This is a genomic window from Leptotrichia sp. HSP-342, assembly GCF_041199995.1.
Lineage (GTDB): Bacteria > Fusobacteriota > Fusobacteriia > Fusobacteriales > Leptotrichiaceae > Leptotrichia > Leptotrichia mesophila.
In genome coordinates, this window is sequence record NZ_CP165646.1 from 344,407 (window position 1) to 359,715 (window position 15,309).

The 15,309-nt window shown below is 29.3% G+C and carries 15 protein-coding genes; 7 read left to right on the forward strand and 8 right to left on the reverse strand.

The window, feature by feature from the left end:
- Window positions 1-173: 173 nt before the first annotated feature.
- The 4 genes from AB8B23_RS01690 (at window position 174) to AB8B23_RS01705 (ending at window position 3,371) form a co-directional block, all read left to right on the forward strand.
- The gene (locus AB8B23_RS01690; protein WP_369713141.1) at window positions 174-2,036 is read left to right on the forward strand and encodes a DUF4153 domain-containing protein; all 1,863 of its coding nucleotides are present in this window, start codon (window positions 174-176) and stop codon (window positions 2,034-2,036) included.
- 104 nt (window positions 2,037-2,140) lie between these two features.
- Window positions 2,141-2,938 (forward strand): hypothetical protein, encoded by a 798-nt coding sequence (locus AB8B23_RS01695; protein ID WP_369713142.1) that lies wholly within the window; start codon window positions 2,141-2,143, stop codon window positions 2,936-2,938.
- 23 nt (window positions 2,939-2,961) lie between these two features.
- A complete protein-coding gene (locus AB8B23_RS01700) occupies window positions 2,962-3,192 on the forward strand; it encodes a hypothetical protein (RefSeq protein ID WP_369713143.1) in 231 nt (76 codons plus the stop codon).
- A complete protein-coding gene (locus AB8B23_RS01705) occupies window positions 3,168-3,371 on the forward strand; it encodes a hypothetical protein (protein WP_369713144.1) in 204 nt (67 codons plus the stop codon). Before AB8B23_RS01700 ends, AB8B23_RS01705 begins: the two co-directional genes overlap by 25 nt.
- Window positions 3,372-3,408: 37 nt before the next feature.
- Here AB8B23_RS01705 and AB8B23_RS01710 read toward each other — a convergent pair whose 3' ends face one another.
- From AB8B23_RS01710 to AB8B23_RS01735, 6 genes are all read right to left on the reverse strand, one after another.
- Complete coding sequence (locus tag AB8B23_RS01710) at window positions 3,409-4,509, reverse strand: metal ABC transporter permease (protein ID WP_369713145.1); 1,101 nt, start codon at window positions 4,507-4,509, stop codon at window positions 3,409-3,411.
- Between the two features lie 3 nt (window positions 4,510-4,512).
- The gene (locus AB8B23_RS01715; RefSeq protein WP_369713147.1) at window positions 4,513-5,469 is read right to left on the reverse strand and encodes a metal ABC transporter permease; all 957 of its coding nucleotides are present in this window, start codon (window positions 5,467-5,469) and stop codon (window positions 4,513-4,515) included.
- A gap of 3 nt (window positions 5,470-5,472) precedes the next feature.
- Window positions 5,473-6,231, reverse strand: coding sequence for a metal ABC transporter ATP-binding protein (locus AB8B23_RS01720; protein WP_369713148.1), 759 nt, complete (start codon window positions 6,229-6,231; stop codon window positions 5,473-5,475).
- Between the two features lie 309 nt (window positions 6,232-6,540).
- Entirely contained in the window at window positions 6,541-7,476 is a 936-nt protein-coding gene (locus AB8B23_RS01725) for a metal ABC transporter solute-binding protein, Zn/Mn family (RefSeq protein WP_369713149.1), read from the reverse strand.
- On the reverse strand, window positions 7,469-8,143 hold the full coding sequence (locus tag AB8B23_RS01730; protein WP_369713150.1) for an iron dependent repressor, metal binding and dimerization domain protein: 675 nt from the start codon (window positions 8,141-8,143) through the stop codon (window positions 7,469-7,471). The genes AB8B23_RS01725 and AB8B23_RS01730 overlap by 8 nt, the downstream gene beginning before the upstream one ends.
- A gap of 437 nt (window positions 8,144-8,580) precedes the next feature.
- Window positions 8,581-9,153 (reverse strand): biotin transporter BioY, encoded by a 573-nt coding sequence (locus AB8B23_RS01735; RefSeq protein WP_369713151.1) that lies wholly within the window; start codon window positions 9,151-9,153, stop codon window positions 8,581-8,583.
- Between the two features lie 535 nt (window positions 9,154-9,688).
- On the opposite strand from AB8B23_RS01735, the gene AB8B23_RS01740 reads away from it, so the two are divergent.
- The 3 genes from AB8B23_RS01740 (at window position 9,689) to AB8B23_RS01750 (ending at window position 12,820) form a co-directional block, all read left to right on the forward strand.
- Window positions 9,689-11,881, forward strand: a complete 2,193-nt coding sequence (locus AB8B23_RS01740; protein ID WP_369713152.1) for an anaerobic ribonucleoside triphosphate reductase — start codon at window positions 9,689-9,691, stop codon at window positions 11,879-11,881.
- Window positions 11,882-11,904: 23 nt separating this feature from the next.
- Window positions 11,905-12,438 (forward strand): anaerobic ribonucleoside-triphosphate reductase activating protein, encoded by a 534-nt coding sequence (gene nrdG, locus AB8B23_RS01745; RefSeq protein ID WP_021745321.1) that lies wholly within the window; start codon window positions 11,905-11,907, stop codon window positions 12,436-12,438.
- A 142-nt stretch (window positions 12,439-12,580) separates the two neighbouring features.
- Window positions 12,581-12,820 carry a type B 50S ribosomal protein L31 gene (locus tag AB8B23_RS01750; RefSeq protein ID WP_006806019.1) on the forward strand — a complete coding sequence of 80 codons (240 nt, stop codon included), beginning with the start codon at window positions 12,581-12,583 and terminating at the stop codon, window positions 12,818-12,820.
- Between the two features lie 108 nt (window positions 12,821-12,928).
- On the opposite strand, the gene AB8B23_RS01755 is transcribed toward AB8B23_RS01750, so the two are convergent.
- The gene (locus AB8B23_RS01755; protein WP_369713153.1) at window positions 12,929-14,452 is read right to left on the reverse strand and encodes a coproporphyrinogen III oxidase; all 1,524 of its coding nucleotides are present in this window, start codon (window positions 14,450-14,452) and stop codon (window positions 12,929-12,931) included.
- Complete coding sequence (locus tag AB8B23_RS01760) at window positions 14,453-15,277, reverse strand: undecaprenyl-diphosphate phosphatase (protein ID WP_369713154.1); 825 nt, start codon at window positions 15,275-15,277, stop codon at window positions 14,453-14,455. It abuts the gene before it with no gap.
- Window positions 15,278-15,309: the final 32 nt, after the last annotated feature.

The window sequence follows — 15,309 nt, forward strand, 5'->3', positions numbered from 1 at the left end:
AAAAATAATAATTAGTTAAAATACTCTAAAAAATAAGTGGTTAAGAAAATAACTTTATTGAGGGAGAAAAAAGAAAATAAAATAATTTTCTCATTTTTTTTTAACTAAGAATGTGATATTATAATATAAAAATAAATAGTAAAATCAAAAATTATGATAAGAGGTGTTTATCAATGGGAAAAATTATAGAAAAATTTAAGAAGTTATTTGGATATTTTAAGGGAGGGGTTGAGAGGTTTAGAGTGACGGTTGTCTTTACGTTAATAGTTTTTGGATTAGTTGTTTTTGCTACAGAACTTGAGAATCTTAATTATGAAAAGCTTTCTGTTGTTTCTTCGAGCTTGATAGAGATAAATAAATGCTTTGTGCTTGGTATTTTTTTAACTGGGATGTTTGAAGTTATTAGGGAACAATATTTTGAAGAAAGAAAAAAATGGATAATTAGAACTATTTATACAGTTTTAACTGTTATTATTGGATTTGGAGCTTATGTTCTCTGTTTTATTGTTTATAATTTTGAAATCGGATTTTGGATGTTATTGCCTATTTCAATATTAATTTTTCTTTTAGTACCTATTTTAAAAAATGAAAATAAGGAAAAATATTTGCAGTCTGTGTTTGTAAATTTTGTTGTATCATTAATTTTTGCAACTGTACTTTATATTGGAATTTCATTAATTTTAGCGACAATTACTGCATTGTTTGGGTTTGAGATGTTTTATGGCTTTGTTTTAAGATTTTATATGTATTCGTGGGTATTCATATTTGATGTTTTGGGAATATCGCTTTTCTTATCATTGTTGAAAAAGCCTAGTGATAATTTGGAAAGTTATGATTTTCCGTATATTTTAAAAATGCTTATAAAATTTGTAATTACTCCGCTAATTATTATTTATACTGGGATTTTATATGTTTATCTTGCAACTGTAGTTATATCTATGAAATTACCAAAGGGGCTAATTTCGCATCTTGTCCTTTGGTACACAGCGTTTAGCCTTATTGTTATCATTTTGATAACTCCGCTTGCTAAAAATGACAAATTCTTAGGTAATTTTAAAAAATATTTTCCATATTTTTCTATACCTTTAATTTTTGCTTCACTGTTTGCAATTTTTCAAAGAATTTACCAGTATGGAATTACAGAGAACCGATATTATGTGCTTCTTCTTATATTCTGGCTATTTTTCTGCATGATTTTATACATAATAAAATCAAAAGTGACAGGAGTTTTTATAAGTTTGATTATTTGTTTAATAATTGCTGTTTATACTCCATTTAGTGCAGAAAAAGTGAGTATTTACAGTCAAAGTCAAAGATTGAAGAGAATGCTTGTAAAATATGGAGCTTTAAAAGATGGAAAAGTTTCCAAAATTACACAAAACTTGAGTAATAAGCAAGGAAATGAACTTTATACAGCGATTGACTATATATCTGCTAGACAAGGCTCATCGGTTAAAAATCTTGGATTAAAAAATTCTGCTGGAAAAATCTATCAAACTTCTCATGATTTGGAAAAGGATTTGGGAATTAAAGATTCTTGGAGAGAGTATTATTCCTATGGTATTGAAGATGATGATGACAGAGAAAGTTATGATGAAAGAAAAGTAATTACATATAACTTAAAGACAAATGAAAATACTTCAGCTATTTTGGAAACAAATGGCTATGATAATGTCATTCATTACCGAAAAGATTGGGGAGAACCATCTACTCAGACAAATGAATCTGATAAATACAAAGTTGTCATTCTAAATAAAATAATAACAATAAGTGCTAAAAATGGTACAGAACTTGCGAAATTTAATTATGAAGACATAATAAAGCAAGTCTCAGCAAAATTAAAAACTTTGAAATTCGAAAATCTAGGAAGTCAAGATGAAGAATACAAAGTTCCTCAAAAAGACTTTGAATACATCGGAACAGCAGGAAATATAAATTACAAAATTTCATTACAAAGTATTTATGAAGAAATAAAGGATGGGAAAATGACGGATATGAATTATGAATTTGATTTCATGTTTTCTGAGAAAAAATAATTACTAAAGAATGAGAAATAAAAAATCTGAATCTTTCTTAAAATAAAGACGGAGTTGATTTAAAAGTTATAAGTTTGATTTCAGTTTTTTGTGAAAGGAGAAAAATGACAATAAGAAAAAAATATATATTAATAAATTTTTCTGTTACGATATTTGTATTACTAATTATATTCGTTTTGTGGTTACGAATGCAACACTCAATTTTTAATTATATATTGATTATTTCGTTAATCTTGGTGTTTGAATTTCTGAAAATAGATAAAAGAATGTATATGTACTTTTATCAAAAATATATGAATATATTAAATGAAGAACTTGATCCTGAAAAATTTATAGAAATTACGCAAAATGAATACGACAGAAATAAAAATAAGCGATATAGAAATTATATGAAACTGAATCTTTGTGCGGGATATTCTTCATTGGGAAAAGTAAAGGAAGCGTATCAAAATTTAAAGGATATAGATTTATCCAAAAAATCATTATTCAGGGAACAGGATAAAATCCTGTATTACTATAACGAAGCGCTGTTATTGCATGGACTCGAAAGAAAAGAAGAGGCAATAGTGATTTACAAAGAAAAAGTTTTAAAAATGATGGAGAAATTTAAAACTAAAAAAGGAATTGATGAAACAAATGCTATGATTGAATTTTTAAATGGAATTTTATTTTATGAAAATGATAGCACAAAAATGATAGAAATTTTATCAGAAACATTAAAAAAGCTAAGTGTTAAACGTCAGGTTTTGGTAATTAAGCATTTATTGGCAAACTATAAGTCAAAAGCAAGAGAGATAGAAGAAGCAAGAAAATTATACGAAGAAGTTATTGAAAACGGGAATAAGTTATACATTGTAGAAGAGGCAAAAGAAAAGTTAAAAAATTTGATAGAAACAAACTGATGAAAAGGCAGGGTAAAATTGTAATGGATAAGAAAATTAGCAAATATGAGATTGCAAATTGTATCAATGTATTAGGAAATTTTTGTGGAAAGAGAGATATTGATGAATTAACAGCTTTTGAACTGATAAAAAAATATGAGGTTGAAAAAGCGAATATCATGGTACTTTTTGGCGGTTCTATTTTGGCAAATGCTATGAAAAATTATGCTTTGAAAATGATATATTTGGAATGTGGGACATTGACAGATATATAACTTTGCTAATGGGTGAAATTCCGAAGCTCACGGATGATGAAAATGGATATGGGCCTAATGGAACAAGCTATATAGCTCACATTGATATTCTGGAAGATATTAAAAATGCTTTTTTGAGTTTAAAGCAAATTTATGGTGATAAAGTTAGAAAGGCTAATCCTTTGTATGCTTCTAAATAAAAAAATCAGCCTTAATATAAAGACTGATAATTAATTATTATTTATTATTTAACTGTAAATATTTTTCTCCTTTTTCAGAAAGTTTATAAACTGTACCATCAACATAAATATATTTTTCCTTTTTAGCTTTTTCAATAACTTTATTCAAGAAGACTTTATTCCAACGTAAGTGATTATCAATAGTGTCAATTCCGCATTCATCTTTTTCCTGTTTTGTGTTAGTATGATTGGATAGATGAATTAGAAGTATTCTTACAGAAAAAGTCATTTTTTGGCTTTTTTTACGTCTTATTGTGAAAATTAGCCCTTTTTTAGGCGAGAAAATCAAGGTTATTAGAAAAATGATACCTATCATTACTGCAATGCTTCCAGCGATTGAAATATCAAAGAATCGTGCAAAATGGAATCCTATAATACTTGCAATTGCTCCTAGAAGAATACTTAACCCAATCATTACTTTTAGCTTGTCAGTCAATAAATATGCTGTAATTGGAGGTCCTATCATAAATGCAACTACCAGTATTGAACCTACTGCCTCAAATGAGGATACTGCTGTCATTGACACAAGCGACATCAGCATATAGTGAATTAATATCGGCTTCATTCCAAGCGTTATTGCAAGAGCCTTATCAAATACCGAAATTTTTAATTCCTTGAAAAAAATAATAACAAAAGATAAATTTATTAAAAATATTACAAAAGTCGTAACCAATCCTTTAGCAACACTAAAACCAAATATTTCTACCCTATTAAATGGAGCAAATGCCAGTTCTCCCAACAATACCGAATCAACATCCAAATGCACATTTCCAGCATATTTTGAAATTAAAATTACAGCGATACTGAATAACAGCGGAAAAACTACCCCAATTGCTGAATCCTCCTTAACAAGTCTTGTCGAATTAAGAAGTTCCACAAGGTAAACTGTTAAAACGCCAACTATTCCCGCACCAACAATTAACAAAGGGGAGTTCAAATCATGAACTGCAAAAAATGCCACTACAATTCCAAGTAAGATAGTGTGCGTAATCGCATCTGAAACCATTGCCATACTTTTTAAAACCAGAAATGTTCCTAAAATAGAGCAGGCACTTGCCACCATTATTGCGATAAGCTGTATTTCCAGCGAAAAACCCATAATTTATTTCCCCCTTTCCAAGTTATTTATTTTTAAATTATTTAATTCAGTTTTTTTACTTTCAAGTTTTTCTCTAAATTCTTTTTTTCTTTTCTGATTTCTTATAATTTTAAATACAATCCCTCTTTTGTTTGAGAAAAGAATGCTAATAACTACGATTATACTTATAATTATAACGATAACAGGTCCAGTTGGCAAATTACTTTCACTTATACTTATCAAAGTTCCAAGCAGACCTGATATTCCTCCAAAAAATGCTGCCAAAATTACCATAATTGAAAGTTTGTCTGTCCATTGCCGTGCTGCAACTGCTGGAGAAATAAGCATTGCACTTATTAATATTACTCCTGCCGCCTGAATACCTATTATTACAGTAGTTACAATCAATATGGAAATTAATATTTCGATTTTCTTGCTTGGAAATCCTAATGTTTTAGCAAAATCAGAGTCAAATGAAACAATTTTAAATTCCTTCCAGAAAAGAATAATTATAATTAGAAGAACAATCCCTGTAATGAGAATAATATTTACATCTCTTTTAATAAATGTCGATGCTTGCCCAAAAATAAATTTATTTAATCCCGATTTATTTGCACCTGGCAATTTATTCAGATAAGAAAGCAAAACTAACCCTAATCCAAAAAATACCGATAAAATCAATGCCAAAGCACTATCAAATTTTATTTTTGTATAATTTTGAATCAGTTGAATCAAACCAATACATACAATTCCTGTTATTAAAGCACCTAGTAGCAAAACTTCTGTATTTTTCACGTTTGTAAATAAAAAGGCCAAACAAACTCCAGGAAGTGAAGCATGGGAAACTGCATCTCCCAATAAACTTTGCTTTCGTAAAACGGCAAAACATCCAAGTATTCCAGAAACTATTCCAAGTAACGAACATCCAAGTGCAACTGTTCTAAAGGTATGGTCAGTTATAAGAAGATTTAACATATTCATTTATTAACCCTCCTTTACACTATTTTGAACTGTTTTTTTACTTTTATATGTTTTTTCAATGTTTTCTGGAGTAAAAATTTCTTCTACAGGTCCGGAAGCTACAACAGAAACATTTATAAATGTTACATAGTCAAAATAATCCTTTACTGTCTGTAAATCGTGGTGAACAACAATCACTGTCTTTTTTTCATCACGTAATTTTTTTAAAATATTTATAATAGATTTTTCGGTTTTGCTATCAACTCCTTGAAATGGTTCATCCATAAAGTATATTTCTGCATCCTGTACCAATGCCCGTGCTAGAAATACCCTTTGCTGCTGTCCACCAGATAACTGGCTTATCTGTCTATCTGAAAACTCATCCATTTCGACTTTATGAATAGCTTCCTTAGTCTTTTCCTTATCAATTTTTCTAACTTTCTTTAACCATCCAACTTTCCCATAACGCCCCATTTCTACAACATCAAACACAGTAGTAGGAAAATCCCAGTCAACACTACCTCTTTGAGGCACATACGCTATTTTATCACGCACTTTGCTGTATTTTTCGTTATAAAACCTAACCTCTCCAGTAATAGGCTTTATCAAATCAAGCATAGCCTTAATCAATGTAGATTTTCCCGCTCCATTTGGGCCAACAATAGCCATAAGAATTCCTTTTTTTATTCCCAGTTCAATATCCCATAAAACAGGTTTATCCTCGTAGGCTATTGTCAAATCTTCAACTTTTATAATAATATCATCAGAAACATTTTGATTCATTTTTTCTCCTAAATTCTATTTATATTAATTTTTTTAACGCAGAGGTATCAGACGCCATACCTCTGCACTCCCGCTTACGCAAAACTTTCTTATAAAGAAAAAAGAAAACTCGCTTTTGAATATAGGTTATTTTTATATCAAATAAATTAATTTTATTTAAAATATTTTTCAAAAGCTCAAACAGTTCTTTTTTCTTTAACGAAATTTTGCTTAATATTTATTTTTATTAAATTAATTATTGTAATTAAATCAAAAATATCTTGATTTTTGAAAATAAAAATTATGGTCTGAGAAAAGCGAGTTTAATTTTTATTTTAAAGCATTTACGATGGTATCGGCGTTTGCTTTAACTGTTTTAATATAAGTTTCAGAGTTGTGTGCTTCGTCTCCTAATGAGTCTGAATACAATTCTCCACCTATTTTAACTTCTTTTCCTCTAGCTTTTACAGCTTCCTGCAGAGCTTCTATACTTTTTTTCGGAACAGAAGATTCTACAAATATTGCTTTTATATTTCTTTGAACAATGAAATTAGCTAAGTCGCTTATGTTTTTTGTACCAGTTTCAGAATCTGTAGAAACCCCTTGTATTGCTTTTACTTCTAGTCCAAATTGTTCTCCAAAGTAGTTAAATGCATCGTGAGCTGTTACAAGGACTCTGCTTTTTTCAGGAATTTCCTTGATTCTTGTTTTTACATAAGTTGTAAGTTCATTTAGTTCAGCTTTATATTTTTTTAGGTTTTCTTTGTAGTAGTCGCTATTTTTAGGGTCAAATTTACTTAATTCAGCTTCTACAGCTTCAGCTTCCTTTTCCCATAATTCTGTATTGAACCATACATGCGGGTCAGGAGTATTTTGGTCAACTAGATGAATTTTACTTTTATCCAGTTTGTCCCCAACATTTAATATATTTTTATTTTGAGAAGTTAATTTTTCAAAAATTTCTGTCATTTTACCTTCCAGATGTAATCCACCATACACTATAATATCTGCATTTCCAAGTTTTTCAATATCTCCTGCACTAGCACTGTATAAATGTGGATCTACTCCTTCTCCCATGAGACCAGTAACTTCGACTTTATCTCCACCGATTGTTCTTACAAGGTCAGAAAGCATTGTCGTTGTTGTTGTAACTTTTATTTTTTTTCTTGATGAAGCGCCATCTTTTCCACAGGATACAAGTAGCATCATTACCACACATATTGCAATTAATAAATTTAATTTTTTAAGAATATTGTTTTTACTCATAGTCAATCTCCTCCAAGTCTTTATTTTTTTTATAAACTTCAATCATTGCTGCTGCATTAAAAGCCACTATTTTTTTATTATTTTCTTCGCTTTTCAAATATATTGGACCATCAAAAGGGTCTTTTTTTTCGACTATATACTGTTCTTTTAAATTTATGTTCAAATCCCGCAGATAGTCATATAAGTCGATATTATCCTCTACACTTAATATAACAATTTCATCATCTTCTTCAACCTCCGACAATCTTATGACATTTGCTTCATCAAAATTTTCCAGGTCATAAAAAATTGGACTTCCATGCGGACATTCTTTCGGATAAAATAAAAATTTTTCCAATTTTTGTAGAAGTCTATTGCTTGTTACATGTTCGAGAATTTCAGCCTCTTTATGAACTTCTTCCTTATCGTATCCCAGTTTTTCAAATAGAAAAACTTCCCAAACTCTATGTTTACGAATAATATCTAATGCAAAATTATTTCCTTTTTCAGTAAGCTTCACTTTCTTTTTTTCAATGATTAAATAGCCTTCATTTACTAGCTTTTTTATCATTTCGCTAACTGATGCTGGAGATATATTTAAATATTCTGCAAGGTTTTTGTTGGAGTATTCTTTTTTCTTTTTCAAAGTGTATATCCCTTTTAAATAATCTTCAATACTTTTACTCATTTCAACTCCTTTCTTTATATTTAGTTTAACCTAATGATAAAATTAGGTAAACCTAATGATATTATATTACCACCATATAATTAAATTGTCAATACCAATTAATAAAACTTTTAAAGAATTAGTAAGATTGATTTAAAAATCATAATTGTTTTACTCAAAAAATTTTTAAAATTTGGTAAATAAAAAAGTACACTTTGTAATACAGATTTAACTGATGTTAAAGTGCACTTAATGAAAGATAGAGAAGACATAGCTGACCAAGCAAATAGAATTACTCAGTTTCATATATAACTTCCTAAATCAATTTCAAATTTAATTTTTTCTCCATTTTTATTGTACAACATTTTTTTAGAATTATAGCGTGATTTTAGTTACATAAAAAAAATCCCCATCTAGATTTTTCATAAAAATGGGAATTTATAATATTTAAAATTTTATTATTTATCATTTTTAGGAACGAATTTCCATAATGTTGGAACTAAAGAGGCAACTACCAACATTTTTAGAGTATCTCCTATTAAGAAAGGATAAACCCCTAATTTAAATACGTCTTTGTTAGGTACAAATAACGATAATTGCAATACTCCTAATGTATAAATAATTACATTGGCAATTATTAATGCTAAAATTGTTTTTGCATAAGATTTTGTAAATCCTTTATCAGCCAAATACCCTAGAAATATTGCAGCAACAATATATCCAAAAATATATCCGCCACTTGGTGAAAATAGTACGCCTGTCTTAAAGTTAGCAAAAACAGGGATTCCAGCTGTACCAGCCACTACATATGAAAGAATAGTTGCTGTTGCTAATTTTCTACCGTATAACAGTCCCATTAATGTAACTGCAAATGATCCAAGAGTAATTGGTACAGGCTTTAATGGAATTAAGATTTGTGCCAGTATAGATAAAAATACAGTTCCACCAAATACTAAAAGAACATTTTTTAAAATTTCTTTTTCTTTTGTTTCGATTTTAATGATATTGTTAATTAAAGCATTTTGTTTCATAAGTAAAACCTCCATTTTTTATTTATATATAGTATTATAACACTTGTAATATAAAAAGTCAATGAAAGCTTTTTTTTATTTTTTGAAATAAATAAATTTTAAATTGAAGAGAGAATAAATAATCTATGTAATATATGATTAAGGAAAATAAATAAATTTTTTTTATCTAAAACGAGAGGGATGAAAAGGAAAAATTTATAAAAAAAGCTAGTTTATGGAATTATATATTTTTTTTATGAAACTTGAAAAACACAAAATATTGTGTTATCATTGTATTACAAAAACTATATATAGTGTTTTATCTTTTAAATAAGAGTTATTACAATTCATGGGGAAGGTTAATTGGAATTTAGAAAAATAAGAAAAAAATTTTAAAATTGAATCTAAAAAATTAAATTCAGAAAATTTAAGTTTTTAAATAAATTTTGAAAAATATCACAATTAATATTGCAATCTATGTGAAAAAATCAAACCTTTTGTTCAATTCTAAAATATTTTACTTTAATTTTGTTAGAAAAAATAGGGAGGAATGGAAATGCAAGCACAATTAACAGAGAATTTAAAAAATATAATAGCAGGAATAGTGAATGTCGAATCTAATGATACGAATAATGAAAATGCCAATATGTCAGCAATGACACCAGCTGGACAAATGATGAAATTTGCAAGTGAAGTTTCTAAAATTTACGCTTTGGAAAATTTGATTTCACCACGATTCAAAGACGCTCATGAAAAAGGCCTTATCCATATTCATGATTTAGACTTTTATTCCAGCAAGACCACAACTTGCCTGCAGTATGACCTTGAAGATATGTTTGAAAAAGGATTTTATACAAAACATGGATACATTCGTGAAGCACAGAGCATTTCTACTTATGCTACGCTTGCAACCATTATTTTTCAGACAAATCAGAATGAGCAGCATGGCGGACAGGCTATTCCAGCATTTGATTTTTATATGGCAAAAGGAGTATTAAAATCATTTAGAAAGCACTTAAAAAAAAGAATTTTAAGTTTTATAAAAATAAAAAATGAAATTGAAATTACAAAGGAGCAGAAAGAAAATACGTATAATTTTCTAAAAGCAAATGTTTCTTCAATAAACTGCTCTGAAAATGAAATAAAATTAATGGAAAATTTTTTTGAAATAAAAAAAGATGATTTAATTAAACTTTTGACAGAAGCTTATGAAGACACTGAAAATGAAACTTATCAAGCAATGGAAGGATTTTTGCACAATCTGAACACGATGCACTCACGTGGTGGAAATCAAGTTGTTTTTTCTTCAATAAATTATGGAACAGATACTTCAGAAGAAGGAAGAATGGTTATCCGTGAACTTCTAAAAGCGACATCAAACGGACTTGGTAAACATGAAACACCAATTTTCCCAATACAAATTTTTAAAGTGAAAGAAGGTCTTAATTATTCTGAAAATGACTACAATCTAGCTAGAAGCGATTTTGATGGAATTTTAGAAACTGTGAAAAAACAAAAAATTTCTTATGAAAATAATTCAGAAAATAAAAAAAATATTTTTGAAACACCAAATTTTGATTTACTACTGCTATCCTGCGAAACTTCAAGCAGAAGACTATTTCCAAATTTTGTTTTTTTAGATTCAGAATTTAATAAACACGAAAAATGGAAAATGGATGATCCGAAAAAATATAAATACGAAATTGCTACAATGGGCTGCCGTACACGAGTATTTGAGAATATTAATGGGGAAAAAGGCAGTCTTGGACGTGGAAATCTATCATTTACAAGCATTAATTTCCCTAGAATTGCAATATTGACAAGAAAAAAAGTAGAAAAAGAAATTTTAGAAATGGAAAAAGCTGGTAAATTTTTAAATGAAAAAGAAAAAAATAATAAAAAAATCAAACTTCTAACAGAAGAATTTCAGAAAAAAGTCCTAGAAACAACATATCTAGCTGGAGAACAGCTTTATGAGCGTTACAATTTCCAAAAAACTGCTCTTGCAAAGCAATTTCCATTTATGAGAAGCAATAATTTGTGGAAAGGGCTTGGAGTAAAGGATGGAAATGAAGAAGTAGGAGAAGCCATAAATTCAGGTTCACTTTCGATAGGATTTGTTGGTGGAGCAAACGCAATGTACGCCTTATTTGATGTAGAACACGGAACAAGCGAAGTTGCCTATAAAGTGCTTTATGACACAATTGAGAAAATGGGCGTAATCGCAGATGAATTTAGAGATAAATACCATTTAAACTATTCGATTCTGGCAACTCCAGCTGAAAGTCTGGCAGGAAGATTTTTGCGTATCGATAGAAATGAGTTTGGAATAATTAAAAATGTTACAGACAGAGATTATTACGTAAATTCATTCCATATTGACGTAAAAAAAGAAATCAGTCTTTTTGACAAAATTAGAAAAGAAGCACCGTTTCATAAACTAACAAGAGGAGGGCATATCACTTATGTTGAACTGGATGGAGAAGCTCGTAAGAATATAGGTGTTATGCTAAAAATTGTAAAAGTAATGAAAGATACAGGAATTGGCTATGGTTCAATAAATCACCCTGTTGACAGATGTAGAGATTGTGGAACAGAAGCGATAATTTATGATAAATGTCCAATTTGCGGAAGTCACAATATTTCTAGAATTAGAAGAATAACAGGTTACTTGACAGGAGACTTGGACAGCTGGAACAGTGCAAAACAGGCTGAAGAACAGGATAGGGTAAAACACGGCGTAAAATAAGGCAATAAGTGAGGTAATTTAAAGTGAACGAAGAACAAGAAATAAAAGAAAAAAATTCAGAAAATTTAAAAAATGATTTTACATTAAGGCTTTTAATGACTTACAAGGAAACCATTGTTGATGGTATCGGTCTTCGTTATTCACTTTATTTTGCAGGTTGCTCACACGCCTGTCCTGGCTGCCACAACGAATATTCATGGAACCCCAATCATGGAAATGTACTCACATATGAAAAATTAGAAGAAATTGCTAAGGAAATAAATGAGAATACCTTGCTTGATGGAATCACAATAAGTGGTGGCGATCCTCTTTTTAATCCCACAGATATGTTAAAGGTACTAAAATTTCTAAAGGTAAAGACAGGGAAAAATATATGGCTTTACACGGGCTATACAATCGAACAGTTACGTGAGGATGAATTACGAAAAAAATGCCTTAAATATGTAGATGTACTAGTTGATGGACGATTTGTAAAAGAACTTTATGATCCAAATATAAAATTTAGGGGGAGTAGTAATCAGAGGATTATTAAAAAAGAAGATTTTTTTATAAAATGAAAAATATTTATGGAATAAAAAAGCGGCTATTAAAAATTCCAATCCAAGACACTTGAAAATTAAAGAAAAATATGATATTATTATATGAAATATTGAAAATAATTATAGTTTATAGTTATAAATAGAAAGGAGCATAAATATCATGAAGAAAGATTTACATCCATCATACGGATTCGTAGTGTTTGAAGATACAAGTAACGGAGAAAAATTCTTAGGAAAATCCACAAAAACTTCTAAAGAAACAACAACTTTCGAAGGACAAGAATATCCAGTAATAAAAGTTGCAACAAGTTCAACTTCTCACCCATTCTACACTGGAAAATCTAAATTTGTTGATGAAACTGGAAGAGTTGATAAATTTAAGAAAAAATACAACTTATAATTTAAAAATATTAGAAACAGGGAGCAGTTCATTCTCTGTTTTTTATTTTTTCAATTTTATTTTGAAGAAAAAAGGAGAAAAACTTTCGTAGCTATCTCCTTATTAAAATTATTTATTAAACAATGTCTTAATTTCAGATTTTTTCTGTTCCAGCCGATCTTCCAGCTCATTCATCCACACCAGCGGATCTTTAGGATTTACAAGCCTTTTTATATTATCTCGATTTTTTTCTTCATCAAACCAGATAAGTTTTGTAATTGCTCCCGCTCCAATTCCAATAATTGTCTTATTTTCCTCAATCATTTCTATATTGTAAATCGACTCGCCTCCATTTAGTGAATATCCTAGATTTTCTCCCCATTGAAAGCTATTTTTCTGGCGATACATATAATATGGAAAAAGGCCCTTATTTTGAGTTACATTTTCAATTTTCTTATAAATTTTTTCATAATCCAGTATGTCTTCATGAGCATAATTTTCTTTGTTAAGACGGCTGGCATTTTTTATTGCCAAATTGTGAATTGTCAGATTTTCCATATCGTATTTGGAAATTTCGTCCATTGTGTACAAAATATCTTCTGTAGTTTCACGTGGCAAGCCTAAAATCAAGTCCATATTTATTTCTAATCCAAGATTTTTAGCAAGTTTATAGACATTATCAAACTGTTCCCTGTCGTGATAACGATTTACAAGTTTTAAAGTTTTTTCATTAAAAGACTGCGGATTTATACTAATTTTATTTATTCCATAGCTTTTGATAATAGCTAATTTTTCCTGATCCAGCGTATCAATCCTTCCAGCTTCAAATGTAAATTCCTTTAAATAATCTAAATTATAGTTTTCTTTTACTGTTTTTAGTAATTTGTCAATTTCTTCTGCTGTCAAGATTGAAGGTGTTCCTCCACCGATATAAATTGTGTTGATTTTTAAATCAAGTTCCTGCGTTAATTGTCCGATTTCACGGATTTCGTGGTAAATTGACTCTATGTATTCATCATATCGCTCTGCATATTTTCCACGTAGCAGATAGGCTGGGAATGAACAATATGAACATTTTGTAGGACAAAAGGCGATTCCGATATAAATTCCAATTGTTTCTTTGTCCAGATATGGCTCTTGACGTTTTACAATGTCTAGCAGAAGATTTCTTTTTTCATTGCTTACAAGATATATTTTTTCCAATATTTCGTTAATTTCATTATAAGATAACCCCATCTTTAAAAAACGCCCTACAATCTTTGTAGGACGTACTCCTATTAAAATACCCCATTTATATTCATTTTTTTTATCAAAAAGTCTCATCAAGGAACTTTTTGCCATAACTTCTGCCTGATCAAAATATTCTTCATTGACTTTCTTATGTGAAAATGTTACTTCTTTTAAAATTTTCCCATTTTTATTATCAATTAATACTGTATTTACAGTAATTATTTCTGTGTTATCACTTTCTGAATCTTTTAGTTTTCCACAATCATTGTCAAAGTTTTCCACATCTTGATTTTTTCTAAAATTAACACTAATTTCCACATCATTTTCACTATTTTCCGAAAGAACATCATAATGCTCAGGTAAAAGCACACGTATAAATTCCTCAAGTTTATTCTGATTAATCTCAATATTCGCTCTTATCATCTATTTTATAGCTCCCATAAAGTATAATAACAGCACAACTATCCCAAGAACAATCCGATAATATCCAAATATCTTGAAATCATGCTTTTTAATGTAATTCATAAATACTTTTATCACAGCATACGCAAATACAAACGACAGCACAAAACCTAATGCAATTAAAAACCATTCATATCCGCTTAAAGCTGTACCAAGTTTCACTAGTTTTAAAAGTGTCGCCCCAAGCATTGTCGGAATTGCCAGAAAAAATGAAAATTCCGTTGCTAAAACTCTATTTAATCCAAGCAAAACTCCACCAATAATTGTAGCAGCCGATCTCGAAGTTCCAGGAATCATCGCAAGACATTGAAACAGCCCTACTCCAATTGCAGTTTTTACTGACATCTGAGTAATTGAAGCAATTCCGCCTTCCTTTTTCTCTCTTGACTCAAGCCAAATAAGTATAACTCCATAAATAACAAGCATTATTGCCACAACTACCGAATTAAACAGTACTTTGTCAATAATATCATCAAAAAGAAGTCCTAGCACAACTGCAGGAAGCACTGCAATTACTATTTTTATCCACATTTGAATAATATCTGCTCTTTGACTCTTGCTAAGCCCTTTTGCAAATGGAAAAATTCTTTTCCAATAATACACAACTACGGATAAAATGGCCCCTAACTGTATAATTATCTTGAATGCGTTGGCAAACTCCTCATTTTGTGAAAGCTGCAAAAACTGATCTACAATAATCATATGCCCTGTACTGCTGACAGGTATAAATTCTGTAAGCCCTTCCACAAGGCTTAAAATAAATACTTTAATAATATCTGCAAACATAATATTTTCCTTTCTTTTTATTAAACCTATTT

Bases quoted from the DNA above. Each gene is read 5' to 3' on its own strand.
- AB8B23_RS01700 (WP_369713143.1), top strand. From the start codon at position 2,962: ATGGATAAGAAAATTAGCAAATATGAGATTGCAAATTGTATCAATGTA.
- AB8B23_RS01690 (WP_369713141.1), top strand. From the start codon at position 174: ATGGGAAAAATTATAGAAAAATTTAAGAAGTTATTTGGATATTTTAAG.
- AB8B23_RS01720 (WP_369713148.1), bottom strand. From the start codon at position 6,231: ATGAATCAAAATGTTTCTGATGATATTATTATAAAAGTTGAAGATTTG.
- AB8B23_RS01730 (WP_369713150.1), bottom strand. From the start codon at position 8,143: ATGAGTAAAAGTATTGAAGATTATTTAAAAGGGATATACACTTTGAAA.
- AB8B23_RS01735 (WP_369713151.1), bottom strand. From the start codon at position 9,153: ATGAAACAAAATGCTTTAATTAACAATATCATTAAAATCGAAACAAAA.
- AB8B23_RS01705 (WP_369713144.1), top strand. From the start codon at position 3,168: ATGTGGGACATTGACAGATATATAACTTTGCTAATGGGTGAAATTCCG.
- AB8B23_RS01750 (WP_006806019.1), top strand. From the start codon at position 12,581: ATGAAGAAAGATTTACATCCATCATACGGATTCGTAGTGTTTGAAGAT.
- AB8B23_RS01760 (WP_369713154.1), bottom strand. From the start codon at position 15,277: ATGTTTGCAGATATTATTAAAGTATTTATTTTAAGCCTTGTGGAAGGG.
- AB8B23_RS01695 (WP_369713142.1), top strand. From the start codon at position 2,141: ATGACAATAAGAAAAAAATATATATTAATAAATTTTTCTGTTACGATA.
- AB8B23_RS01740 (WP_369713152.1), top strand. From the start codon at position 9,689: ATGCAAGCACAATTAACAGAGAATTTAAAAAATATAATAGCAGGAATA.
- AB8B23_RS01725 (WP_369713149.1), bottom strand. From the start codon at position 7,476: ATGAGTAAAAACAATATTCTTAAAAAATTAAATTTATTAATTGCAATA.
- AB8B23_RS01755 (WP_369713153.1), bottom strand. From the start codon at position 14,452: ATGATAAGAGCGAATATTGAGATTAATCAGAATAAACTTGAGGAATTT.
- AB8B23_RS01710 (WP_369713145.1), bottom strand. From the start codon at position 4,509: ATGGGTTTTTCGCTGGAAATACAGCTTATCGCAATAATGGTGGCAAGT.
- AB8B23_RS01715 (WP_369713147.1), bottom strand. From the start codon at position 5,469: ATGAATATGTTAAATCTTCTTATAACTGACCATACCTTTAGAACAGTT.